The organism is Micromonospora sp. NPDC007208, from assembly GCF_042869175.1.
Lineage (GTDB): Bacteria > Actinomycetota > Actinomycetes > Mycobacteriales > Micromonosporaceae > Micromonospora > Micromonospora foliorum.
The window spans coordinates 131,237-153,340 of the sequence record NZ_JBIAFG010000007.1 but is presented as its reverse complement, the minus strand read 5'-3'; the positions used below and the strand labels follow the sequence as shown (position 1 = coordinate 153,340).

Sequence of the window (22,104 nt, the reverse complement as noted above, 5' to 3'; positions counted from 1 at the left end):
GTGTCCGAATCGCTGGGGCGCTGGGCCGAAGCCGTGGCATCAACCGGTGGGAGCCGCCGCCCGCATCGTCCGGTAGCGGGAAGGCGGCATGGCGTACCGGTCGACGAACGCCTGCCGCAGTGACTCCGGCGAGCCGAATCCGCATCGTCGCGCCACCGCCACCAGTGGCAGGCCGGTCGAGGCCAGCAGTTGCGCGGCGGCCTCCGTCCGCACCCGGCGCACGTAGCGCCCCGGCGTCTGCCCGAGGTGGTCGACGAACAGTCGGAACAGGTGACGCTCGCTGACGCCGGTGAGCCGGGCCATCGCCGCGGTGCTCAGGTCGTCGGCGAGGTGGCTCACGATGTGGTCGCTGATCTCGCGGACCAGGACGTCGTCGGTGGTCCGGCGGGCCAGGAACATGCTCATCTGGGCCTGCCCGCCCGGTCGTTGCAGGTACGCCACAGTGCCCATCGCCACGCCCCGGGCCAGCGCAGCCCCGTGATCCTCCTCGATGAAGGCGAGGGTCAGGTCCAGTGCGCTCGTCATGCCACCGGAGGTCGCGACGGTGCCGTCCCGGACGTAGATCGGTTCGGCGTCGACCCGTACGTCGGGGAACCGCTCCGCCAGCCGGTGGGCGTACATCCAGTGCGTGGTGGCCCGCCGGCCGTTGAGCAGACCGGCCTCGGCCAGCACCGTCGACCCGGTGCAGACCGACGCGACCCGCTCCGCCAGACCGGCCAGCCGCCGGACGTGGCCGACGAGGTGCCGGCTCGCCGCCGCCCGCTCATGCCCACGGCCGCCGGTCACCAGCAGGGTGTGCACCGGCCCGGTGAACCGTTCCAGGCTCGCCTCGCCCGCCAGTCGCAACCCGGAGTCGCAGGTGATCTCCCGCTGACCGGGGGTGGCCAGGACGATCCGGTACGGCGGCGCGGCGCCGATCCGGTTGGCGATGTCGAGACTGGACGTGACGCAGGCGATGTCGAGCAGCTCGGCCCCGTCGTACCCGACGACGAGGATCACCCGTTCGCGCATTCCCACAGCGTAACTACCCCCTGGGGGTATTGGTAGTGCCGGCAGCCCGGCGGGCCGCCGCATCGTGTCCAGATCGCGACGAACAGACCGAGCTTGCCGGACTGGAGATTTAGCCTGATTCGGTGATGTCAATGGCTGGCACGGGCGTACGCGTCAGGCTGCTCGGGCCGGTGGAGGTGGTCGTCGCCGGCAGACCGCAGGCGGTGAACGGCCTGCGCCGCAAGGCGGTACTGGCGACGTTGGCGCTGAACGTGGGCCGGGTGGTCAGCGTCGATCGGCTCATCGACGTGGTCTGGGGCGACCAGCTACCGGCCACCGCGGCGAACACGTTGCAGCGCCACGTCTCCTACCTACGCGGGGTGCTCGGCGAGCCCGGCTCGATCGTGGCGCGCCAGCCCGGCTATCTGCTCGACACGGGGCCGGACTCCACGGATGTCCAGGCCGCCGAGCGTCTCATCGAGCTGGCCCGGCGCTCGACGGACCGGAACGAGCAGGTGGAGCACCTGACGGCCGCCATGGCACTGTGGCGGGGTCCACCGCTGGCCGACGTGGCCGGTTCGCCCTGGCTTGAGGAGCAGGCGGAACACCTGGCACGCCTGCGGTTGGAGGCCGAACGATCGCTGGCCGAGGCCCGGTTGTCCGTCGGGGAGCACGCCGGGCTGGTCCCCGGGTTGGAACGGCTCGTTCGAGAACACCCCTTCGACGAGCATTTGCACGCCCAGTTGATGCTCGCCCTGTACCGCGACGGCCGACAGGGCGAGGCGGTCGCCACGTACCGGCGGCTGCGCGACAACCTGCGAGAGAACCTCGGCATCGACCCCGGTCCGCGGCTACGGGACCTGGAGTGCGCCATCCTGCGCCAGGACACCGCGCTCGCCGCACCTGCCCCGGCCGCGGCGGCACGGGTCGCGGCGCAACTGCCTCCTCCCGTACCCACGTTCACCGGACGCGACGCGCAGCTTGCCGCCCTCGACGCGCTCGTCGACCGGGGCGGCGCCGTCGTGGTGTCCGGGACCGCGGGCGTCGGCAAGACCGCGCTCGCCGTGCACTGGGCGCACCGCGCGGCCGCGCGCTTCCCCGACGGGCAGCTCTACGTCAACCTGCGCGGCTTCGACCCGGCGGCCACACCGACGGACCCGGCGCGGGCGCTGCGCGGATTCCTGGAGGCGCTCGGCGTTCCGGTGGCACGGATGCCCAGCGACCCGGACACGATGGTGAGCCTGTACCGCACAACCGTGGCGGGCAAGCGTCTGCTGGTGCTGCTGGACAACGCGCGCGACGCGGAACAGGTCCGGCCGCTGCTGCCCGGCTCACCGGACTGCCTCGCGATCGTCACCAGCCGCGACCAGCTCATCCCGCTGGTCGTCACCGAAAGCGCCCAACCGGTGCCCCTCGACCTGCTGAGCCCCGGCGAAGCCCGCGACATGCTGGTCCGCCGGCTCGGGGAGCGCCAGGTCGCCGCCGAACCCGCGGCGGCCGACACCATCGCCGACCGCTGCGCGCGGCTGCCCATCGCCCTGGCCATCGTGGCCGCCAGAGCCGCCACCAACCGGCACTTCTCGTTGGCCGCCGTCGCCGGTGAACTGGGCGACCTGGACGCCTTCCGCGCCGGCGACGAGGCCACCGACGTACGGGCGGTCTTCTCCTGGTCGTGCCGGACCCTCAGCCCGCCGGCGGCCCGGCTGTTCCGGCTGCTGAGCCTGCACCCCGGCCCGGACGTCTCGGCCCCGGCCGTGGCCAGCCTGGCCGGCGTCGACGGGCAGGCGATCGGCCCGCTGCTCACCGAGCTGACCCGGGCGAACCTCTTCACCGAGCACACGTACGGGCGCTACGCGTTCCACGACCTGCTGCGCGCGTACGCCGCCAACCTCGCCGAGGAGGCCGAACCACCGGCCGAGCGTCAAGACGCGATGCATCGGCTGCTCGACCACTGCCTGCACACCGCCCACGCCGCCGACCTCGCACTGCACCCGCACTTCAGCGCGATCAGCCTCCCGCAACCCCCGGTTGGCGTGACGCCGGAGCGCCCCAGGAGCCGGTCGGCCGCCGCGGCGTGGTTCGCCACCGAGGTCCCCGTCCTGCTCGCCGCCGTACCGCTCGCGGCGCGGTCCGGGTTCGAGGGACACGCCTGGCGGCTGGCCTGGACCATGGCCGGCTTTCTGCACCGGCAGGGGCACTGGCAGGACTGGCTCGGCACGCAACGGATCGCCCTGGCCGCCGCGTCCCGCATCGGGGATCAGGCGGGGCAGGGCCACGCGCACCGCAGCCTCGGTCTCGCCTGCTCCCGCCTGCGCCGGTACGACGAGGCCGACGACCACCTGCGGCGCGCGTTCGACCTGTTCACCGACGTCGGCGACGACGCCGGCCGGGCGCACACCTGCCTGAACCTTGGCCAACTGGCGGAGCGGCAGGGGCAGCACCAGCAGGCGCTGCGCCATTCCCGGCGGGCGCTGACCCTGTTCCGGGGGGCCGGGAACCGGGCCGGGCAGGGGTACACCCTCAACGCGGTCGGTTGGCAGGAGGCGCTGCTCGGCAACTACCACCACGCCCTCGAATCGTGCGGCGAGGCGCTGCGGATGTTGCAGGAGGTGGACGACGTCCAGGGGCAGGCCGACACCTGGGACAGCCTCGGCCACGCCCACCACCAACTCGGGGACGACCGGCGGGCGGTCGCCTGCTACGAGCACGCCCTCGAACTCTTCACCCAGGTCAACGACCGCTACGCCGAAGCGAGCACGTACGTCAATCTCGGGGGCAGTCACCGCACCCTGGGCGACCTCGCCGCCACCCGTGCCGCGTGGCGCCGAGCCCTGACCATTCTCGACGAACTCGGCGATGCCGACGCCGACTCGATCCGCGCCGACCTCGAACAGCTCGACGCCACGCGGTTTCGCTGACGTACCCCGCTTTCCGCGCCGTTTCCGGGCCGCTTCAGCGCGGCCCGGCACTCTTCGGACACCAGTTTCTTCCGCACCAGGAATGGAGCGTTCGATGAGTCGTTTGGCACACCGCCTCGCGGTGATCGGGGTGGTCAGCGGGACGGTGCTGGCCATGTCCTCCGCCGCCGTGGCCCAGGCCGACAAGCCGCCGCAGAAGGGCGCCGACTGCGTGGTCCAGCACGTCGACGAGCGCGGCGAGATCGTCCGGACCGAGACCGCGCCCGAAGGCCGGGAGTACGGCCAGTTCCGCTGCGTCGCCGGGAAGTGGACGTTCGCCTGGGCACCGTTCGCTGCGGACGACATGATCGCCGCCGGCGAGATCCAGATCGACCCGGCGGGTGCGGTCTCGGTCCGGCGGTTCACCGGCCCCGCGCTCGGCAACGACCTCACGGTGGGCGAGATCGCTGGCATCGCCCAGGCCGTCAGCGGCAGCCGAGAGGTGCTGGTCGACCGCGCGATCGTGGCGGTCGACGACGGCAAGGAGCGGACCCCGGAGCAGGTCGAGGCGCTGCTGGCCGGCAAGGACGACACCGGAATACGGGTGCTGGACATCATCGAGAAGCCCAATGCCGCCATGTCGACGAAGGACGTCATCGACGAGGCCGGCGGCACCCCCGAGACGACAGTCGTCTACTTCAGCATCTGGGGCGCGATCAAGTCGGTGTTCGCCTGGATCGTGGACACGATCGGCGAGATCGGTGAGTGGATCGACGACCACTGCGACGTCGGTTCCCCGAACGACTTCGGCGACATCGTCACGTGTCGCTGGTAGCGCGTTCCGCCCCGCCGACACCGATCGACTGAGATGAGGACAGGATGACAACTCTGCGGGACATCACCAGGCGCGCCACCATCGTCACGGCCGCACTGATCGTCGGGCTGACCGCCTCGTACGCCCCCTCGCAGGCCGCCGACGGCGAGGCCCGGACGACGGTCACCGACCACCCCGGTGCACCGGGCACGATGCTTCGACAGTTCGAGGACCTGACCGGCCGGCCCGTCGGCGACCTGGACAAGGTGCTGGCCGTCGACACCGGCGGTCGGAACCTCACCGGCGACCAACTCGAAGCGCTCGCCGCCGGCAAGGAGGTCGACGGGGTCAAGGTCGTCGGCACGATCCCGGGCAGCCGGGACGTCCTCGGCACCACCATGGCCGACCTCGCCGACGGGGCGTACGACGGCAGGGGCGACAACGGGACAGCGACCTCCCTGCTCTTCGCCTCGTCCACCCCCGACGGCCGGGAGTGGTGCCTCACCATGTGCGTCGCCTCGGGCAAGTCCGTCTGGGAGTGCCTGCTGTCGCGTCGGACGGGCGACCTGATCCTCACCCTTGACCTCGCCGGCGCCACCACGGTCGGCGAGACGAAGGCCGCCTTCGAGAAGGCCAAGGGCGTCGCCGTCGACGGTCCGTACACGGTGGACACACTGGTCGGTGATCGTGAGCCCTCGGCGGACGAGATCAAGGAACTCCTCGACGGCAAGGACATCGAGTCGATGCGCCGGGTGGCGACCGTGAACGGACCGGACCCCCAGTGGGCGCTGGCCGACATCGCCGAGAAGTCCGGCGTTGTGTACGCGAAGAACAAGGGCCACCTCTTCACTTTCAGCCTTCCGGTCCTCGGCAAGATCCTCGTGCTCTGCGACTCGAAGGATGGCGGGAAGACCTGGAAATGCTCGGCCTACTAATGGCCGGGTTCTGACGGGTAGACCGCCGACGGTCCCGCTCCGCATCGACCTCACCCGGTCGACGCGGAGCGGGATATGTCTACGACGCCCGGCGTGCGACCCTGCACTCAACCCCGGAGGCCGCCGGTGGCGTCTCACTCTGCGTCCGCACTTAGACGCGAGGTGGACGCGACCTGGAGGTGGCGTGAGTCGGCACGAGGACGACGAAGAGTTTCGGCTGTTCGTCCAACGACAGTGGGGATCGCTGCTCCGAACGGCCTACCTGCTGACCGGTGACCGGGGGACAGCCGAGGACCTGACGCAGTCGGCGTTGGAGAAGACCCATCGGCGCTGGGGTCGGGTGCTGCGCAGGGACGCGCCCGAGGTCTACGTACGCCGGGCGATGGTGAACACGGCGATCTCCTGGCGGCGTCGACGGCGGCCGTTGGAGGTGCCGCTGCTGACCGGCGACAGCCAGCCGACGCATGACGCGTACGTGCAGGTGGAGCAGCGGCAACTGCTCCTCGCCGCGTTGCGGCGATTACCGCCCAGGACGCAGGCGGTACTGGTGCTGCGTTACTTCGAGGATCTCAGCGAGGCGGACACCGCCAAGGTTCTCGGCTGCTCCGTCGGCGCGGTGAAGAGCCAGGCGTCGCGCGGGTTGGCCCGGCTGCGGAGCGACTTCGCCGCCCCACCCGCCGCTCAGTCCCCGGTACGGCTCGAGGAGGAACTGGCATGACCGGAAGCTTCGCCAATTCGACGCTCAGTCCGGCGCTGCGGCAGGCCGCGCACGCCGTCGACGTACCCGAGGATCCCTGGCCGGGGTTCGCCCGCCGGGAGCGACGGCACCAGCGGACGCGGCTGGTCCGCACGGCGTTGGCCGCCGCGGTCGGGGTCGCGCTCGTCGGGGTCCAGACCAACGTGGTTCCGCTGCCCGGATGGGCACCGGGCATCGCGGTCGCCGCCACTCCGACGGCGCTGCTCGACGCGCCACCGCGGGGAGCGCTGGCCGGGGACCGTGCCTGGCTGGACGCGCTCCGGACGCGGATCAGCGCCGATCCGCCGGTGCGAATCGACGCCCCGGTGGGTGAATGGAAGGTCGGCGACCGTGACCGGATCCGGCTGGTCTACGGCAGTGACCAGCCGGGCCACCGGGTCGCGCTGGTCGCGGTGCCGCTGCGGTTCGGCCTGCTGACCAGGGAGGCACTGGTCTGGTACGTGGGTCCGGCCGGAGCCGGTGCCCAGCAGATGCGGTACGGCGGTCACAGCGAGGGTGACGACGACCCGGTGATGACGCTGATGCAGGCCTACCCCGACCGGGCCGGGTTCGCGGTCGCCGTTGGTCCGCCCGAATCCACAGTGACGATCAGTGGCGCCCCCCGATACACGTCGACGGGGACGGTGGAGTACCAGGACATCGCCAGGGCGGACGGCGGCGGAGTCGGGTTCGCCGTGCTGCCTCCCGAACCCCTGCCGCACGAACCCGTCGTCCGGGTCAGCCGCGGCGACCGGGTGTTCTTCCAGGGCGGTCTGGGCGGTGGCCCGTACGCCGGACTCGACCCGACCGGCCCGGCGATGGACGCCCTGCTCACCGGTGCTCGCCGACCCGCCCGAGGCGCGCCGCTCGACGACGCCAACCTCCGCAACTTCGTCCATACGGCACTCCAGGACAGCCACCTCCCGGCCGCCGGCGCGACCGTACGGGTGCGGTGGTCGGGTAGCGGGAACGGCCGGGCCGCCGCGCTGCTCACCGTGCAGCCGGCCGGCGGTGGAGTGATCGCTTACGCCATGCACGGCGACGATCGGACCGGCTGGTGGATCGACCTGCGGCTGCTGTTGCCGGCCGACGGCGCCGACCAGCGACCGGTCGGCTGGCGGGTCCGGACCGAGGACGGCGCCCGGCCCCCCACCGGCGAGGTGCGGGTGATCGCCCCGCCGGACGCGGCCCGCGTCATGGTGACGGTCGGAGGCGCACCCCCGACCACGGTCGCCCTCGACGCGTCGAACGCCGGCACCACCCGGGTGCCACCGGACCAGCCGGCCACCCTCACCGCGTACTCCAGAACCGGCGGTGTCCTCGGGACCACCCCGCTGCCGCCGGTCGAGACGGACCGCGACGCGGGGGGTCTGCCGGGCGACAGCCCGGCCACCCGGGTGACACCCTGATGCAGCGACAGCGGGCCGAGCGCTGAGTGGCCCGAACAACTCCGAACAGACCTGTGAGCAGCCAGGACAGGGTGCCTCTGTTCGGAACAGGCATCGACCGTGGCGGACGCTGAGGTGGCGTCAATACGCTGAAGACAGGTCGCCCGGGACGCTGGCCAGCAGGATTGGGTGACGAGTTTCGCCGATACGTGGGGCCCCAACGATCCGTCCGCGCTGTCGCCTTTCAAGCGGCAGCACACACCCCTGGAGAGGGAGAGCTCATGCGAATCCGTCGTCTTATCTACGCAACTGCCCTCGGAGCCATCCTGGCCGTCACCTGGATGGCCGCGCCAGCTCAAGCCGGTTGGAACTACCCCGGATAGTCGGCTTCGGGTGCATGCGGGCGGGCCGCTCCCACCGGGGCTGTGGCCCGCCCGACAACGGGTACGAGGGCATCGGAAAGCCGGAGCCCCTTCGGGGAGAGCTGTCCGGCTTCTGGTCCCGCCGCATCGATCGTGAACACCGGCTGGTGTACCGGATCGCCAAGGATGACGTCGAGATCATCGCCTGCCGGTATCACTACGGCGACAGCTAGCAGGTTCGGGGCGCCGACTCAGGTAGGGCCATGAGAGCCGCCGCCGTCGCGTCAGCCCAGGGCTGGCGCACGTCCGGTCACGACGCGGCCGTGCGGATCTCCGTCCGGGTCGGGACGACGCGGTGGCGGCGGACCGGGTACAGGACCGGGTGCGCGATGCTCCAGGCTGCGCCCGCGCAGACGAACTCCTTGTACCGGGCCGCCAGCTTCCCGGTGAGGAGGGCCGGCCTGGCCCGGTCGTCGGCGGTCACGTACTGGATGATGCCGTCGCGGCGGCCGAGGCTGATGCACTGGTTGAAGTAGCGCAGCGGGGCCTTCGGGAACTTCGCCCGACCGGTCAGCCGTGCGGCGATGGCGTCGGCGGCCTGCCAGGCCATCGGGATACCCGAGGCGCAGGACATCCGCAGTGGCTTCCCGCCCGGTCCCTCGGCGATCGCGGCGTCGCCCACCGCGTACACCTCGGGGTGTGAGACCGACCGCATGCTGGCGTCGACGATGATCTGCCCGGTCTCCGCGACCGCGAGGGTCGTGGCGGCGGCGATGGGGTGCACGGCGAAGCCGGTCGTCCAGACGGTCACCTCAGCGGGGATCTGCCGACCGTCGCGGGTGACCGCACCGGCCGCCTCGACCCGCGCGATGTCGGTGTGCTCGTGCACGGTGATGCCGAGCCGGTCGCAGACGCCGCGCAGGTGCTGCTGCGCCTTGCCGTTGAGCCAGTCGCCGAGACCGCCGCGGGCGGCGAGCGCGACATCGAGGTCCGGCCGGGTCTCGGCGATCTCGGTGACCGCTTCGAGGCCGGTGAGGCCGCCGCCGACGACGAGCACGGTCCCGCCGGCCGCGAGGTGGGCGAGGCGGTCGCGCAACCGCAGCGCCGAGGGCCGGCCGGCGATGTCGTACGCGTGCTCGACGACCCCGGGGACGCCATGGTCCGCGGCGGCGCTGCCGAGGGCGTAGACGAGAGTGTCGTACGCGATCTCGTCGGTGCCGTGGTCGTCGGTGAGCGCGACGGTCCGGCGGTCGGCGTCGACGGCGGTGACCCGCGCCAGCTGGGGCTTGACGCCGGTGCCGGCGTAGACCTCGCTCAGCGGGCGGCGCTTGAGGTCGTGGCCGGTGGCGAGTTGGTGCATGCGGACCCGCTCGACGAAGTCCTCGTCGGCGTTGACGAGGGTGATCTCGGTGTCGTCCGGGTGCAGCCGCTTGGCGAGGCGCCCGGCGGCCATGGCTCCGGCGTACCCCGCTCCGAGGACGACGATGCGGTGCTTCATGGTGGCACTCCTGTCTCGGTGGTGGTCGCTTCCTGAACCGGACAGCGGCGCGATTCCTGACAGGGCCGGGCTATGACCTGGGTCACCAGGCGTTGATCTCCAATCGCCCGTGCGAGGGAGAGGCTCATGCGTGCGGGGGAGGTGCCGGGCAGCGGCAAGATCGCCGGGCGGAGCGATGTCCGAGCGGCGGCGAAACGGCAGGCTCAATCACGTCGAACAACCGACGTGAAACGCCTCCCAAGGAGTCACCACAATGCAGTTTCGCCCCGCATTCATCGCCGCCCCCGTCCTGGTCATGGGCTACGGCATCATCCGTCTGATCGACGGCCTGGACGGTGTTCGCGGTCCCGGTCCGGCCTGGACCATCGGGCACCTCGCGTTCCTCGGCGCGCTCGTCGCGTTCATCTCGGTGTTCTGGCAGATGCGCGGCATGGCTGGCGGCCGGACCCTCGCGACGGTGAGCGCTGCGGCCGGCACCGTCGGGGCGCTGGCGCTGATCACCCAGTTCTCGATCGACCTCGTCGCCGGCTTCCTGGCCACCGACAACTACGGCATGAGCATGATCATCCACGATGTGCGTACCCTGCCCGGCATCTCGCAGCTGGCCTACGACTTCGGGCCCTACGCCTTCTATCTCGGCCAGCTCGTGCTGGTCGTCCTGCTCGCCGTGCAGCGCCGGGTCAAGCTGTGGACGCCGGTGCTGGTGCTGGCCGACCTCGCCACGCCGTTCATCGACAAGGACCTGATCCCGCTGGGCTCGGCCCTGCTGCTGGTCTCCTTCCTCCCGCTGGCCCGGGGCGCAGTCGCCGCCCCGACGCAGCCGGTGCCCGCTCTCGCCTGAGTGACGAGTCCCGAACCGGTCCCCCCAACCACCGGGGGATCGGGTGCCCATGGGGGAGGAGGTCAGGGGCTGTGAATACTGTCGCGATGTCGCTTGCCCGTCTCGTGCGTACCACCAACCCGTACGTGGTGGACGCGGCGGTCACCGTGTTCGTCCTGATCGCGGTGTCCCTGCCGTTCGTGCTTCCCCGACCGGGTGGCGAGCCCGGGCCGCTGGCCTACCTGCTGACCGCCGGTACGGCGATCCCGCTGATCTGGCGGCGACGGGTGCCGCTCACCGTCCTGCTGGTGGTGGCACTGGCCACGATCGCGGGTAAGGCCGCGGACGCGCCGGGGCAGCCGCTCGCGTACGGCGGGCTGGTGGCCCTCTACACGGTCGCCGCACTCGGTGGCCGCCGGCAGCGCTGGGCGGCACTCGCCGCGACCTTCCCGGGGGTGGCCGCGGGGGTGGCGTTCAACACCAACCGCCTCAGCGAGTACTTCTACACCTTCCTGGTCTTCTTCACCGCGTACGTGTTGGGTCGGCTCAGCGCCGCCCGGCAGGAGCGCGCGACCGCCCTGGAGGACCGGGCGCTGCGGGCCGAGCGTGAGCGCGAGTTCGAGGCCGATCGGGCCGCCGTCCGCGAGCGGGCCCGGATCGCCCGGGAGATGCACGACGTGCTGTCCCACGCGGTGAGCCTGATGATCGTGCAGGCCGAGGCCGGGCCGGTCGCGGTACGCACCGCACCGGACCGGGCCGAGGCGGCGTTCGACGCGATCGCCTCCGCCGGCCGGGACGCCATGGTGCAACTGCGCGGCATGCTCGGCCTGCTGCGCTCCGAGCCCGGGCCCCGCAACCCGCAGCCCACCCTGGCCCAACTGCGGACGCTTATCGACGGTGTTCCGGTGGCCGGCCTGCGGGTGACCGGCGAGCCGCGCCCGGTCTCGGCCGACGTGGAGTTGGCCGCGTACCGGATCGTGCAGGAGGCCCTCACCAACGCGGTCAAGCACGCGGCGGCCAGCACTGTCGACGTACACCTCGGCTGGTCGCCCGATGCCCTCACGGTCACCGTGACCGACGACGGCGCCGGCACCGGCGGCCTGGGCGGCGGACACGGCCTCGTCGGCATCCGGGAACGCGCGACCGCCTGCGGCGGTACGGCGCGTGCCGAACCGGTCATAGGTGGACGCGGGTTCACCGTCGAGGCTCGGCTACCGTTCCCGGCGTGACGATTCGGGTGGTGATCGCAGACGACCAGGAGCTTGTCCGCAGCGGATTCTCCATGATCCTCGACGCCCAGCCGGACATCACCGTCGTCGCCGACGTCGGTGACGGAGCCGCGGCCGTGGCCGCCGTCCGGGAGCACCAGCCGGAGGTGACGCTCCTGGACATCCGCATGCCGACGATGGACGGCATCGAGGCCGCCCGCCGCATCTGCGCGGAGAGCGCCAGTCGGGTGATCATGCTGACCACCTTCGACCAGGACGACTACATCTACGAGGCGCTCTACGCCGGGGCCAGTGGTTTCCTGCTCAAGGACGTGCGCCGCGACGACCTCGTCCACGCCGTGCGGGTCGTGGCCGCCGGTGACTCGCTGCTGGCCCCGTCGGTGACCCGGCAGATCATCTCGGACATCACCGGCCGCCGCCGGCCCGGATCGCCCCGGTTGGTCGCCGCGCCCGACGCCCGCCTCGACGTGCTCACCACCCGCGAACGGGAGACCCTGCACCTGCTGGGCCGCGGCCTGGCCAACGCGGAGATCGCGCAGACCCTGGTGGTCAGCGAGCACACCGTGAAGACCCACGTCAGCAACGTGCTGACCAAACTCGGCCTCCGCGACCGCACCCAGGCGGTGATCTGCGCCTACGAGACCGGCCTGATCACCGCCGGCGAGAACTGAGCAGCCGCACCGCACGTCACCAGACGTGGAGGGTGGGCTCCTCGTGCTCGGAGGCGGACCACTGCCGGGTGGCGCGGACGAGCTTGTCGGGGTTGACCTGGTTGTGGATGGCCGTGACACCCTCGGGCGTCACCTCCAGGGACATCACGCCGATGACCCGGTCGTCGATCACGACCACCACCGCCGGAGCGCCGTTGGCGGTGGTGACGTACAGGGCGGGGCTGCCACCGACCAGGTCCCGTTTGACGTCGGCCGGTTTGAAGAGGCCGCGCAGGAACTTCGCCACCGCCAACGCGCCGACGATCGGCGCGGCCCGGGCCGGGATCTTGCCGCCGCCGTCGGCGGTGCTCGTCGCGTTGTCGGTCAGCAACTCCACCAGCCGCTGGATCTCGCCGTTGTTGGCCGCCGTGAGGAACTCCGCGACGATCCTCCGCGCGGCGGCCTGGTCGACCTCCGCGCGGGCCCGCTCGGCGGTGACGTGCTGCTTGGCACGCCGGTAGGTCTGCTGGCAGTTCGACTCGGTGATGCCGAGGATCTCGGCGATCTCGCCGTGCGAGTAGCCGAAGGCCTCCCGCAGCACGTACACCGCGCGCTCGTTTGGCGACAACCGTTCCAGCAGGGTGAGCACCGCCATCGAGACCGACTCGCGCTGCTCGGCGGTGTCGAGCGGGCCGAGCATCCGGTCGCCGGCGAGGACCGGCTCGGGCAGCCAGGTGCCCACATAGGTCTCCCGCCTGGCCCGCGCCGAGGTCAGCTGATTCAGGCACACGTTGGTGAGGACCTTCGTCAGCCACGCCTCGGGCGTCTCGATGTGCTCCCGGTCGGCGCCCTGCCAGCGGAGGAAGGTGTCCTGGACGGCGTCCTCCGCGTCGCTGGCCGAGCCCAGCAGGCGGTAGGCGATCGCCTCCAGGCGGGCCCTGGAGTGCTCGAACAGCTCGACCTCGTCCGGACTGAGCGGCATGGTTCGATAGTCAACCACGCCGCGCGACCTGGAACGTGGCCACCACGGCTGTCAGGCAGATCGCCGCGGCGGCGATGAGCGGCGGGCGGGCGCCGAGGTGCACGGCCGCGGAGCCGAGCGGGATCGCCACGACGAGCGGCCCGAACATCGCGGTGTTGGCCGTCGCGGAGACCCGCCCCAGCAGCGCCGACGGCGTGTGGGTCTGCACGGCGGTCACCGCCGCGACCAGGGTCCAGGGCAGCCCGACGCCGGCCACCACCGCCCCGACGACAGTGGCCGGCCACCACGGCAGGCAACGTGCCAGGCAGCCGATCGCGAACAGCGCCGTTCCGGCGACACCGACGGCACCGGGACCTTTCGCCGCGATGAGCCGACCGACGATCAGGCCACCGAGAATGGAACCGGCGCCCTGCGCGCTGGCCAGCACCCCCAGGAACGTCGTCGGCAGGCGTAGCTCGGTCACGACGACCGCGTAGATCCCCGCCGTGGTGAAGCCGGACATGGCGATCGACACCGCGGCGAGCACGACCGGCAGACGTGTCGCTCGCTGTCCAAACAGGACCATCGGTCCGGTACGCGGGCCGCCGCGGCGTTCGGCGGGCTGGTCCGAGGGCGTCCGGTTCAGGCGGAGCGCCGCGTACAGGGTGGCGACCAGGATCGGCATGGCCGCGCTGAGGACGGCGACCGCGTGGCCGCCCCGCCACGCGTAGAGACCGGCCCCGGCCAGGGGAGCGAGGAGCTTCATGCCCTCCTGTGCGCTGGAGCGCCACCCGTTGACGTCGCCGAGTTCGGCCGGTGCCAGCGCCGACGGCAGCAGCGCCGTCTCGCCGGCGTCGATCAGCACGTAGCTGACGCCGTAGGCGCACGAGACGGCGAAGAGGAGCCAGGTCTGGCCCGCCCCGCGCACCGCGAGGAGTGTCAGCAGGGCGGCGGCCAGCATGAGGTTGACGGCGATGACCAGGGGCCGTCGGGGCGCCCGGTCGAGCAGACCGCCGAGCCACGGGCCGGCGAGAACCGGGGCGTACACGCAGAGCCCGGCGAGAGCGGCGAGGCTGGTCGAGCCGGTGAGGTCCAGGATCCAGATGCCGGCGACCAGGGACATGGCGCTGCTGCCGAAGCCGGACAGGAGGGAGATCGCCACGAACAGGCCCGCGTTGCGACGCATGAGCACTCCGAGTTGAGTCGAGGTGACTCACATCCTCAAGCTTGAGCGGAATGCAGGCAATGCCGCCGTGCCCTGTCAACGAGACGTTGACAAGGCGACGTCGAGCTTCGTCGCGGCGGTGCGGGCGGGCGCGGGCAGTCGCTCGCCCGCCTCGGCGAGATCGGTGGCGAGGTGCACTGCCAACGCGTGCAGCGAGCCCGGGGCGGCATCCAGCGCGGCGTCCACAGTGCTCCGTACGAGGGCCGCCCGACGAAATCGGCTGTCCCACCGCTGATCGGCACCGATCCACCGGCCGAGGTCGGCCACCGCCGCCCGCAACGCCGAGATCTGCGGGGGCAGTTGGAGGTCGAGCTGCCGCCGCCGCGACCACCGCGCCGCCACAAGCCGTTGTCGACGCTGTTCGGCGGCCTGCCGGCTGCCGAGGCCGAGTGCCGTCGCGATCTGCGCCCAGGTAGCACCGTCGTGGCGCGCCCGGTCGATGATCTCCAGCTCCTGCTCGTCCAGACGGGCGCGGGTAGCGCGAACCTCCACCAACCGAGCCAGCTCCGACGTCATCTGTCAACGTTACATTGACACCGTTGGGAACTCTTCGATGATCGTCCGGGGTGCGCGGACCATGAACACGTCCACCGGATCCTCGGTGTCGAGCGTGAAACCGTGCCGCTCGTACAGCCGCCGGGCCGGGCTGCCCCGCAGCACGTTCAGCCGCACCGGCGTGCCGGCACGGTCGCACCGGTCCAGCAACTCGCGCAGCACGGCTGTGCCGATGCCGCTGCCCTGTAGCTGCGGGGCCAGGTAGAAGTGCTCCAGCCAGTGGGCGTCCGCGTCGGGCCGCAGCGCCACGCAGCCGGCGAACGCACCGTCCACCTCGACAACCCAGGTGTACGCCGGTGCGAAACCGTCCCGCAGGCGCTGCCGCACCCGCTGGTCGTCGTACCGCCCGAGCCGCTCCAGATCGGCCCGCAGCACCACCGCCCGTAACTCGGCCACCGCCTCGACATCCGTCACCGAGGCCGGCCGAAGCTCCCATTCCACCATGATCAATAAGCTATCGCGGCCCGGTGTTCCGGCCTTGGCGCAGGCCGGCGACGAGGAGGTCGACCATGCGACGGGCGTCGTAGCGGGGTTCGCCGGCGCCGATGCAGAGATTGCCGACACCGCGCAGCAACTCGAAGGCGGTCACGTCGGGGCGGATCTCGCCGGCCGTGGCGGCGGCGTCGAGCAGGTGGGCGCATACCGGCACGAGGCGGTCCAGGAAGTAGGCGTGCAGGGTCTCGAAGGCCGCGTTGTCGGACTGTAGCGCCTCGGCGAGGCCGTGCTTGGTGACCAGGAAGTCGACGAAGAGGTTGATCCACTGGGCGAGGGCGGCGTGCGGTGTGCTGCTGTCGGCCAGCAGCCTCGGGCCAGCCGCCGCGCATGCCTCGACCTGGTGCCGGTAGACGGCGACGATCAGGTCGGCGCGGGTCGGGAAGTGGCGGTAGATCGTGCCCACACCGACGCCGGCCCGGGCGGCGATGTCGCGTACGGGCGCGTCCACGCCCGAGGTGGCGAAGGCCGAGGCGGCGGCTTCCAGCAGCGTCGCCTCGTTGCGCCGGGCGTCGGCCCGCTTCCGCGGGGTCGATCCCCCCGACCCGCTGTCGATGTCGGCCACCGCGCCGTTACCCCCATTACTCGACTTGGCAAACGGAACCATGTTCCGTATCGTTCTTAGCGGAACATGGTTCCACTTGCTCAGGATGCCAGAGCGGGTGGGCCGGTGCCACCTCACCCTTCCAAGGAGGAACAGCCATGCAGTACCGCACCCTGGGACGCACCGGCGTCCAGGTCAGCACCCTCGTGCTCGGCGCGATGAACTTCGGCAAGCTGGGGCACACCACCCAGAGCGAGGCGACGGCGATCGTCGACGCGGCGCTGGACGCCGGGATCAACCTGATCGACACCGCCGACATGTACAGCCAGGGCGAGTCGGAGGAGATGGTCGGCAAGGCCATCGCCGGCCGCCGCGACGACATCGTGCTGGCCACGAAGGCCGGCATGCCGATGGGCGACGAGCGCAACCAGCGGGGCAGCTCGCGCCGTTGGCTGGTCACCGAGTTGGACAACAGCCTGCGCCGCCTCGGCGTCGACCATGTCGACCTCTACCAGATCCACAGGTGGGACCCGACCACCAGCGACGAGGAGACCCTGTCGGCGCTGACCGACCTGCAACGGGCGGGAAAGATCCGCTACTTCGGCTCCTCGACCTTCCCCGCGTACCGCCTCGTGCAGGCCGAGTGGGCCGCGCGGGAGCACCACCTGAGCCGTTACGTCACCGAGCAGCCCAGCTACTCGATCCTGCAACGAGGGATCGAGGCCCACGTCCTGCCCGTGACCGAGCAGTACGGGCTCGGTGTGCTCGCCTGGAGCCCGCTCGCCTCGGGCTGGCTCTCCGGTGCGGTCCGCGCCGGCCGGGAGATCACCACCAGCCGCTCGGCGCTGCTGCCCGCCCGCTTCGACCTCAGCGTCCCGGCCAACCAGGCCCGCCTCGCCGCCGTCGAGCAACTGGCCACCGTCGCCGACCAGGCGGGGCTCACCCTGATCCAGCTCGCCCTCGGGTTCGTTACCGCGCACCCGGCGGTGACCAGCGCGATCATCGGCCCCCGCACCATCGACCACCTGCACGCCCAGCTCGCCGCCGCGGACACCGTGCTCCCCAACGACGTGCTCGACGCGATCGACGCCATCGTCGCACCGGGGGTCGACCTTGCCGCACACGAGAAGTTCGACACCCCGCCCGCCCTGCTCGACCCGGCGCGGCGACGTCGCTGAGCCTCCGAGTGCGGTGCTCGGCGCCGGCATCCCCGATCTGAGTGTCTGGCATATGCCGCCGTCCCGCAGCGTCTGGGCCGCGGTCGCCGACGTCGTACTCGTCGTGGAGATCGTCTCGCCGGGCTCGGAGGCGATGGACTCGGTTACCAAGGTCCGCGAGTACGCGTCGGCGGGGATCCCGCAGTACTGGGTGGTCGATCGGGACGGCGCGCAGACGGTCACCCTGCACCGGCTGAGCGGGGACGGCACCTACGAGACGCGGGCACGGATGCCGCTGGCCTGGCTGCTCCAGACCGCCCCCGCCGACCATCTCGACTGAACACCAGCATCGACAGCCCTGGCCTGTCGTATCGTTCCGGGATGGCGCAGCCGGTGTGGGCGAACGGCGACGCGTACGAGGCGTACGTGGGTCGGTGGAGCCGCCTGGTGGCTGTGGACTTCCTGCGCGGGTTGGCCGTGCCGCCAGGGCGGCGCTGGCTCGATGTGGGCTGCGGCACCGGGGCGCTGACCTCGACGATCCTCACCCACGACGATCCCGTCGAGATAACCGGCGTCGACCCGTCGGAGGGTTTCGTCGCGGTCGCGCGTACCCGGGTCACCGACCCCCGGGCGGCCTTCCAGGTCGGTGACGCCCGGGCGCTGCCGCTGCCCGATCACGTCGTGGACGTGGTGGTCAGCGGATTGACGCTCAACTTCGTGCCGGAGCCCGCGCGGGCGGTGACGGAGTTCGCCCGGGTGGCCCGGCCGGCCGGGGTGGTGGCCGCCTACGTCTGGGACTACGCCGAGGGGATGGCGATGATGCGGCACTTCTGGGCCGCCGCCGCACAGCTCGACCCGCCGTCGGCGAAGCTGGACGAGGGGAACCGCACCACCGTGTGCCAGCCCGACGCGCTGCGCACGCTGTGGGAGCGGGCCGGGTTGCGGGACGTGTCGGTGTGGCCGGTCGACGTGAGGACGACCTTCACCGACTTCGCCGACTACTGGACGCCGTTCCTCGGCGGTCAGGGGTCGGCGCCGGGGTACGTCGCGACGTTGGCGGAGTCCGACCGGACCGCGTTGCGGGAGTTGCTGGCCACCCGGCTGCCAGTCGAGCCGGACGGGTCGATCCGGCTCACCGCGCGGGCCTGGGCCGTGCGGGGCGCGACGCCCGAGTAGCCCCTCTCGCCGGGCCTCACCGGGGGTTGTCGCAAACCGGACAAGACGGTAAAGCCCCTGGTAGAGCACTGTTAGGGGCAGGTGGAGGTAGACGGGTGGCGGGCCACATCCCGATCCTCCGGCCCGGCGGGGACAACATCGTCCGCACCGGTGCCGCCCTCACCCAGCCCGGCCTCGAAGCCGTGGCGGTCACGGCACAGCTGCCGTTCCGATCGCGCGTACGACAAGCCGTGGCTGCCACCGACACCCCTGCGGGCGCCCGCAGCGGTGCCTCCGCCCATCGGGACAAGGACGTCAGCACCGCCGGCAGTCAGGCAACACGGTCCGCCGGACGTGCCTACCGTCCCCGTGCCCCGCCGGCCTTTCGCACTGTGGACCCCGCCGGGGTCCGGCGTCGCTCGACCGCGCGCCGAGCCCTGGCGACCGAGCCAGAAAGGGCCCGACATGGCCGCTCCCATCGCAACCGCAGCCTTGAACGCATCCGTCTTCGCGCCGGGTGACCAGATGCTGCTGACCGTCACCTACTCGGACGCCGACACCAAACCGCTTACCGTCACCATCGTGGTCACCGACGCGCAGGGCAACAGCAGCGCGCCGGTCAAGGTCACGGCGGTCATCGACCCGCTCACCGTGACCGTCACCGACAACTCCGGGCGTACCTGGACCCGGGTTTCCGACAACGGCTCCGTGGCTGTCTATCGGTCGGTGGCGTGATGGCCCGGGTCACCGTCCAGGTCCGTGACGCCGCCGGCAACACGGCGACGGCCGTCGCCGACTACAGCCTGGGCCAACCCGTACTCGGCGGCTACTACCTCTCCGGTGGCGCCGACCCGACCGCCGACATGGCCGGCGGCAACTTCCGGTCGCTCACCCAGTACCGCAGCTTCGCCGACGGCTACATCTTCCCCGGCTACAACCGGCCCTGGCTGGTCAACCTGGGCAAGGCCGGGGTGCAGATGAACATGGTCCTGGAGTTGAAGCACTACGGCGCGCCGAACTACGGACCGCAGAGCTTCGCGGTGGACGGCACCAGCTACACCGTCCCGGCACCGACGATGACCATCCAGCAGCGGCCCGGCACGACCTGGCCGAGGGCGTACGGGTACGACCAGGTGCTCAAGGGGCAGTGCGACGGGTTGTTCGCCCGCGCCCTGTCGCAGTACCGGACGCTCGGCTTCGGGGTGAACATCCAGCTCGCCTCGGAGTTGGACACCGACCACGAGTTCGGCACCACCGAGGACGGCAAGGCGTACAACTGGGCCGAGTCGGACGCTCGGGCGGTGCAGGCGATGAACTACATCCTGACGTGGTTCAAGGCACGGACGTTGCCGGCCGGGACGACCTTCTCGGTGGGACTGGGCGGCTTCGACCGGGCCTGTTACCAGCGCACCCACCCGGAGTCGCTGATGTCCCGCCTCGACTATCTCCAGTGGAACGCGTACGGCACCAACGCCAGCCACACGGCGCTGGCCCGGTTTCGGCGCACCAAGGACTGGGCGGTGGCGGACCTCGGCCCGGTGGCGCTGTCCCGGCCCGTGATCATCGCCGAGTGGGGGGTCAGGTCGGCCGAGATCCCGAACCAGGCCGCGTGGATCGCCACCGTGCCGGCGGCGATCGCCCAGCTCAACGCCGAGGGTGGGCCACGGATCGTGCGCACCAACTACTTCAACTCCGGGTGGGGCACCCTTACGCCGAAGGCCACCGGGTTGGCCGCGCTCCGAGAGGCGTACGCCAAGCGGCCGTACGTCTGACCGGATTCCGGCGGCTCCGGGCTCCGGGGCCGCCGGTACCGCACCGGTCAGCCCTCACCGAGCCGTTCGGCGTACGCGTCGCGCAGCTCGGGCCAACCGAAGTCCTTGGCTTCGGCGCCGCGGATCGGGCCGACCGGGTCGCCGTCGAGTAGCCGGTCGGCCACGTCGAGGCAGAGGTGCCAGCCGGCCGCGACCATCGGCAGCATGCCCCGGTCGGCGACGGTGTGCCGCAGGGTCAGCCGGGTGCCGCTGCCCAGTGGGCTCAGCTCCCAGCGCAGCAGGTCGTCGCCCCAGGTGTACTCCAGCAGGTGCGGCGGCTCGGCCCGGCGTACCGTCGCCGGGTCCTCCTGGGTGGTCTCGCCGTCGATCAGGGTGAGCACGGTGGTGCCGGTGGTGCCGAGGTCGCGGTCGGCGAGGAACGGCGCCCACTGCGCGAGCTGGGCCGGGTCGGTCAGCGCCGCCCAGACGGTGGCCGGCGGATGGCGTAGGTCGCGGACGAAGACCAGGGTCGCGCCGGCGCCTGCGGGTTCGGCGCGCACCTCGGCGGGTGGGCTCGGGCGGAACGCGTCGCGGTCCATTCACTGCTCCTGACTGTCGAGGTGCCGTTCCAGGGCGTCCAGGTGGTGGGTCCAGAGCCGCCGGTACGGGTCGAGCCAGCCGTCGACGGCCCGCAGCGGGCCCGGGTCGAGGCGGTAGATCCGCTGGCGGGCGGCCGTCCGGCAGGTGACGAAGCCGGCGTCGCGAAGCACCCGCAGGTGTTTGGAGACGGCCGGTTGGCTGACCCCGAGCCCGTCGACCAGCTCGCCGACGCTGCGTTCGGTGTCGCGGAGCTGATCGAGGATCCGGCGCCGGGTGGGCTCGGCGAGGACGGTGAAGGCGTCGGTGGACACCAGCCCAATATGCCTCATCGGTCATATGACTGTCAAAGCATACGATCGTGGTCTCCATCCCGACGCGGCACCGCCGATCGGCTCCCTATGCTCGGATCATGGAACTTCGGATCTTCACCGAGCCCCAGCAGGGCGCCAGCTACGACCAGTTGCTCGCGGTGGCCCGCTGCGCCGAGGACGCCGGTTACGGCGCGTTCTTCCGGTCCGACCACTACCTGATGATGGGTGACGTGAGCGGCGAACCCGGCCCCACCGACGCGTGGACCACGCTCGCCGGCCTGGCCCGGGACACCAGCCGCATCCGGCTCGGCACCTTGATGACCGCCGCCACCTTCCGGCTGCCCGGCCCGCTGGCGATCACCGTGGCGCAGGTCGACCAGATGAGCGGCGGCCGGGTGGAGCTGGGCATCGGCACCGGCTGGTACGCCGAGGAGCACAGCGCGTACGGCATCCCGTTCCCGCCGCTGGCCGAGCGGTTCGACCGGCTGGAGGAGCAGCTCGCCGTCATCACCGGGCTCTGGTCCACGCCGCCGGGGGAGCGGTTCGACCATGACGGCCGGTACTACCCGGTCCGCGACTCGCCCGCCCTGCCCAAGCCCGTGCAGCAGCCGCGCCCACCGATCCTGCTCGGCGGGACGGGCCCGAAGCGCACCCCTCGGCTGGCCGCCCGCTACGCCGACGAGTTCAACCTGCCGTTCGCCTCGGTGCCGGACACGGCGGCGCAGTTCGACCGGGTCCGCGCGGCCTGCGTCGACATCGGCCGGGACCCGGCCGGGATGGTCTGGTCCAACGCCCTGGTGCTCTGCTGCGGGCGCGACGACGCCGAGGTGGCCCGCCGGGCCGCCGCCATCGGCCGCGAACCGGACGAGCTGCGGGCCAACGGCCTGGCCGGGACGCCCGCCGAGGTGCTGGACACCATCGGCCGGTACGCGGAGATCGGCAGCGAGCGGCTCTACCTCCAGGTGCTGGACCTCAGTGACCTGGAGCACCTGGAGCTGGTCGCCAGTGAGGTGATGGCGAAGCTCTGAGTCGGC

At 71.7% G+C, this 22,104-nt stretch carries 23 protein-coding genes and 1 pseudogene; 15 read left to right on the top strand and 9 right to left on the bottom strand.

What is annotated here, in order from left to right:
* Positions 1-39 precede the first annotated feature (39 nt).
* Complete coding sequence (locus tag ACFYL6_RS16825; protein ID WP_387172014.1) at positions 40-1,011, bottom strand: GlxA family transcriptional regulator; 972 nt, start codon at positions 1,009-1,011, stop codon at positions 40-42.
* Between the two features lie 125 nt (positions 1,012-1,136).
* Between ACFYL6_RS16825 and ACFYL6_RS16820 the strand changes: the two genes are divergently transcribed.
* The 6 genes and pseudogenes from ACFYL6_RS16820 to ACFYL6_RS16795 all read left to right on the top strand — a co-directional run.
* On the top strand, positions 1,137-3,908 hold the full coding sequence (locus ACFYL6_RS16820; RefSeq protein ID WP_387172249.1) for a BTAD domain-containing putative transcriptional regulator: 2,772 nt from the start codon (positions 1,137-1,139) through the stop codon (positions 3,906-3,908).
* A gap of 94 nt (positions 3,909-4,002) precedes the next feature.
* Entirely contained in the window at positions 4,003-4,722 is a 720-nt protein-coding gene (locus ACFYL6_RS16815; RefSeq protein ID WP_387172012.1) for a hypothetical protein, read from the top strand.
* Between the two features lie 44 nt (positions 4,723-4,766).
* On the top strand, positions 4,767-5,636 hold the full coding sequence (locus tag ACFYL6_RS16810) for a hypothetical protein (RefSeq protein WP_387172010.1): 870 nt from the start codon (positions 4,767-4,769) through the stop codon (positions 5,634-5,636).
* 184 nt (positions 5,637-5,820) lie between these two features.
* The gene (locus ACFYL6_RS16805; RefSeq protein ID WP_387172008.1) at positions 5,821-6,354 is read left to right on the top strand and encodes a SigE family RNA polymerase sigma factor; all 534 of its coding nucleotides are present in this window, start codon (positions 5,821-5,823) and stop codon (positions 6,352-6,354) included.
* Positions 6,351-7,781 carry a hypothetical protein gene (locus ACFYL6_RS16800; RefSeq protein ID WP_387172006.1) on the top strand — a complete coding sequence of 477 codons (1,431 nt, stop codon included), beginning with the start codon at positions 6,351-6,353 and terminating at the stop codon, positions 7,779-7,781. The genes ACFYL6_RS16805 and ACFYL6_RS16800 overlap by 4 nt, the downstream gene beginning before the upstream one ends.
* 418 nt (positions 7,782-8,199) lie before the next feature.
* Positions 8,200-8,355 (top strand): annotated as a pseudogene (locus tag ACFYL6_RS16795) (Txe/YoeB family addiction module toxin); the annotation flags it as partial.
* 77 nt (positions 8,356-8,432) lie between these two features.
* Here the strand turns inward: ACFYL6_RS16795 and ACFYL6_RS16790 are convergent.
* The gene (locus ACFYL6_RS16790; protein ID WP_387172004.1) at positions 8,433-9,620 is read right to left on the bottom strand and encodes an NAD(P)/FAD-dependent oxidoreductase; all 1,188 of its coding nucleotides are present in this window, start codon (positions 9,618-9,620) and stop codon (positions 8,433-8,435) included.
* A 253-nt stretch (positions 9,621-9,873) separates the two neighbouring features.
* Here ACFYL6_RS16790 and ACFYL6_RS16785 point away from each other — a divergent pair, with 253 nt between their 5' ends.
* From ACFYL6_RS16785 to ACFYL6_RS16775, 3 genes are all read left to right on the top strand, one after another.
* Entirely contained in the window at positions 9,874-10,461 is a 588-nt protein-coding gene (locus ACFYL6_RS16785) for a hypothetical protein (RefSeq protein WP_387172002.1), read from the top strand.
* 86 nt (positions 10,462-10,547) lie between these two features.
* On the top strand, positions 10,548-11,669 hold the full coding sequence (locus tag ACFYL6_RS16780) for a sensor histidine kinase (RefSeq protein WP_387172000.1): 1,122 nt from the start codon (positions 10,548-10,550) through the stop codon (positions 11,667-11,669).
* The gene (locus ACFYL6_RS16775; RefSeq protein ID WP_387171998.1) at positions 11,666-12,340 is read left to right on the top strand and encodes a response regulator; all 675 of its coding nucleotides are present in this window, start codon (positions 11,666-11,668) and stop codon (positions 12,338-12,340) included. The genes ACFYL6_RS16780 and ACFYL6_RS16775 overlap by 4 nt, the downstream gene beginning before the upstream one ends.
* Positions 12,341-12,356: 16 nt before the next feature.
* Here ACFYL6_RS16775 and ACFYL6_RS16770 read toward each other — a convergent pair whose 3' ends face one another.
* The 5 genes from ACFYL6_RS16770 to ACFYL6_RS16750 all read right to left on the bottom strand — a co-directional run bounded on the left by ACFYL6_RS16770 (position 12,357) and on the right by ACFYL6_RS16750 (position 16,159).
* Positions 12,357-13,301 carry an RNA polymerase sigma-70 factor gene (locus ACFYL6_RS16770; protein WP_387171996.1) on the bottom strand — a complete coding sequence of 315 codons (945 nt, stop codon included), beginning with the start codon at positions 13,299-13,301 and terminating at the stop codon, positions 12,357-12,359.
* 10 nt (positions 13,302-13,311) lie between these two features.
* Positions 13,312-14,466: an MFS transporter gene (locus ACFYL6_RS16765; RefSeq protein ID WP_387171995.1), complete on the bottom strand. Its 1,155-nt coding sequence runs from the start codon at positions 14,464-14,466 to the stop codon at positions 13,312-13,314.
* 75 nt (positions 14,467-14,541) lie between these two features.
* Positions 14,542-15,021, bottom strand: coding sequence for a hypothetical protein (locus ACFYL6_RS16760; protein WP_387171993.1), 480 nt, complete (start codon positions 15,019-15,021; stop codon positions 14,542-14,544).
* Between the two features lie 9 nt (positions 15,022-15,030).
* Entirely contained in the window at positions 15,031-15,504 is a 474-nt protein-coding gene (locus ACFYL6_RS16755; protein WP_387171991.1) for a GNAT family N-acetyltransferase, read from the bottom strand.
* Between the two features lie 10 nt (positions 15,505-15,514).
* Positions 15,515-16,159 (bottom strand): TetR/AcrR family transcriptional regulator, encoded by a 645-nt coding sequence (locus ACFYL6_RS16750; RefSeq protein ID WP_387171989.1) that lies wholly within the window; start codon positions 16,157-16,159, stop codon positions 15,515-15,517.
* A 95-nt stretch (positions 16,160-16,254) separates the two neighbouring features.
* Here ACFYL6_RS16750 and ACFYL6_RS16745 point away from each other — a divergent pair, with 95 nt between their 5' ends.
* From ACFYL6_RS16745 to ACFYL6_RS16725, 5 genes are all read left to right on the top strand, one after another.
* On the top strand, positions 16,255-17,274 hold the full coding sequence (locus tag ACFYL6_RS16745) for an aldo/keto reductase (RefSeq protein WP_387171987.1): 1,020 nt from the start codon (positions 16,255-16,257) through the stop codon (positions 17,272-17,274).
* A 52-nt stretch (positions 17,275-17,326) separates the two neighbouring features.
* Positions 17,327-17,593, top strand: a complete 267-nt coding sequence (locus ACFYL6_RS16740; RefSeq protein WP_387171985.1) for a Uma2 family endonuclease — start codon at positions 17,327-17,329, stop codon at positions 17,591-17,593.
* Positions 17,594-17,634: 41 nt separating this feature from the next.
* Complete coding sequence (locus ACFYL6_RS16735; protein ID WP_387171983.1) at positions 17,635-18,429, top strand: class I SAM-dependent methyltransferase; 795 nt, start codon at positions 17,635-17,637, stop codon at positions 18,427-18,429.
* Between the two features lie 444 nt (positions 18,430-18,873).
* Positions 18,874-19,143, top strand: a complete 270-nt coding sequence (locus ACFYL6_RS16730; RefSeq protein ID WP_238660463.1) for a hypothetical protein — start codon at positions 18,874-18,876, stop codon at positions 19,141-19,143.
* The gene (locus ACFYL6_RS16725; RefSeq protein ID WP_387171981.1) at positions 19,143-20,180 is read left to right on the top strand and encodes a hypothetical protein; all 1,038 of its coding nucleotides are present in this window, start codon (positions 19,143-19,145) and stop codon (positions 20,178-20,180) included. The genes ACFYL6_RS16730 and ACFYL6_RS16725 overlap by 1 nt, the downstream gene beginning before the upstream one ends.
* A gap of 47 nt (positions 20,181-20,227) precedes the next feature.
* Here the strand turns inward: ACFYL6_RS16725 and ACFYL6_RS16720 are convergent, their stop codons facing one another.
* Complete coding sequence (locus ACFYL6_RS16720) at positions 20,228-20,758, bottom strand: SRPBCC family protein (RefSeq protein ID WP_387171979.1); 531 nt, start codon at positions 20,756-20,758, stop codon at positions 20,228-20,230.
* Positions 20,759-21,070, bottom strand: coding sequence for an ArsR/SmtB family transcription factor (locus ACFYL6_RS16715; RefSeq protein WP_387171977.1), 312 nt, complete (start codon positions 21,068-21,070; stop codon positions 20,759-20,761). It abuts the gene before it with no gap.
* A 98-nt stretch (positions 21,071-21,168) separates the two neighbouring features.
* Here ACFYL6_RS16715 and ACFYL6_RS16710 point away from each other — a divergent pair, with 98 nt between their 5' ends.
* Positions 21,169-22,098, top strand: a complete 930-nt coding sequence (locus ACFYL6_RS16710) for an LLM class F420-dependent oxidoreductase (protein ID WP_387171975.1) — start codon at positions 21,169-21,171, stop codon at positions 22,096-22,098.
* Positions 22,099-22,104: the final 6 nt, after the last annotated feature.

Coding starts and splice junctions, on each gene's coding strand:
- ACFYL6_RS16825 (WP_387172014.1), bottom strand. CDS start 1,011: ATGCGCGAACGGGTGATCCTCGTCGTCGGGTACGACGGGGCCGAGCTG.
- ACFYL6_RS16820 (WP_387172249.1), top strand. CDS start 1,137: ATGTCAATGGCTGGCACGGGCGTACGCGTCAGGCTGCTCGGGCCGGTG.
- ACFYL6_RS16815 (WP_387172012.1), top strand. CDS start 4,003: ATGAGTCGTTTGGCACACCGCCTCGCGGTGATCGGGGTGGTCAGCGGG.
- ACFYL6_RS16810 (WP_387172010.1), top strand. CDS start 4,767: ATGACAACTCTGCGGGACATCACCAGGCGCGCCACCATCGTCACGGCC.
- ACFYL6_RS16800 (WP_387172006.1), top strand. CDS start 6,351: ATGACCGGAAGCTTCGCCAATTCGACGCTCAGTCCGGCGCTGCGGCAG.
- ACFYL6_RS16790 (WP_387172004.1), bottom strand. CDS start 9,620: ATGAAGCACCGCATCGTCGTCCTCGGAGCGGGGTACGCCGGAGCCATG.
- ACFYL6_RS16785 (WP_387172002.1), top strand. CDS start 9,874: ATGCAGTTTCGCCCCGCATTCATCGCCGCCCCCGTCCTGGTCATGGGC.
- ACFYL6_RS16780 (WP_387172000.1), top strand. CDS start 10,548: ATGTCGCTTGCCCGTCTCGTGCGTACCACCAACCCGTACGTGGTGGAC.
- ACFYL6_RS16770 (WP_387171996.1), bottom strand. CDS start 13,301: ATGCCGCTCAGTCCGGACGAGGTCGAGCTGTTCGAGCACTCCAGGGCC.
- ACFYL6_RS16765 (WP_387171995.1), bottom strand. CDS start 14,466: ATGCGTCGCAACGCGGGCCTGTTCGTGGCGATCTCCCTCCTGTCCGGC.
- ACFYL6_RS16760 (WP_387171993.1), bottom strand. CDS start 15,021: ATGACGTCGGAGCTGGCTCGGTTGGTGGAGGTTCGCGCTACCCGCGCC.
- ACFYL6_RS16755 (WP_387171991.1), bottom strand. CDS start 15,504: ATGGTGGAATGGGAGCTTCGGCCGGCCTCGGTGACGGATGTCGAGGCG.
- ACFYL6_RS16750 (WP_387171989.1), bottom strand. CDS start 16,159: ATGGTTCCGTTTGCCAAGTCGAGTAATGGGGGTAACGGCGCGGTGGCC.
- ACFYL6_RS16745 (WP_387171987.1), top strand. CDS start 16,255: ATGCAGTACCGCACCCTGGGACGCACCGGCGTCCAGGTCAGCACCCTC.
- ACFYL6_RS16740 (WP_387171985.1), top strand. CDS start 17,327: ATGCCGCCGTCCCGCAGCGTCTGGGCCGCGGTCGCCGACGTCGTACTC.
- ACFYL6_RS16735 (WP_387171983.1), top strand. CDS start 17,635: ATGGCGCAGCCGGTGTGGGCGAACGGCGACGCGTACGAGGCGTACGTG.
- ACFYL6_RS16730 (WP_238660463.1), top strand. CDS start 18,874: ATGGCCGCTCCCATCGCAACCGCAGCCTTGAACGCATCCGTCTTCGCG.
- ACFYL6_RS16725 (WP_387171981.1), top strand. CDS start 19,143: ATGGCCCGGGTCACCGTCCAGGTCCGTGACGCCGCCGGCAACACGGCG.
- ACFYL6_RS16720 (WP_387171979.1), bottom strand. CDS start 20,758: ATGGACCGCGACGCGTTCCGCCCGAGCCCACCCGCCGAGGTGCGCGCC.
- ACFYL6_RS16710 (WP_387171975.1), top strand. CDS start 21,169: ATGGAACTTCGGATCTTCACCGAGCCCCAGCAGGGCGCCAGCTACGAC.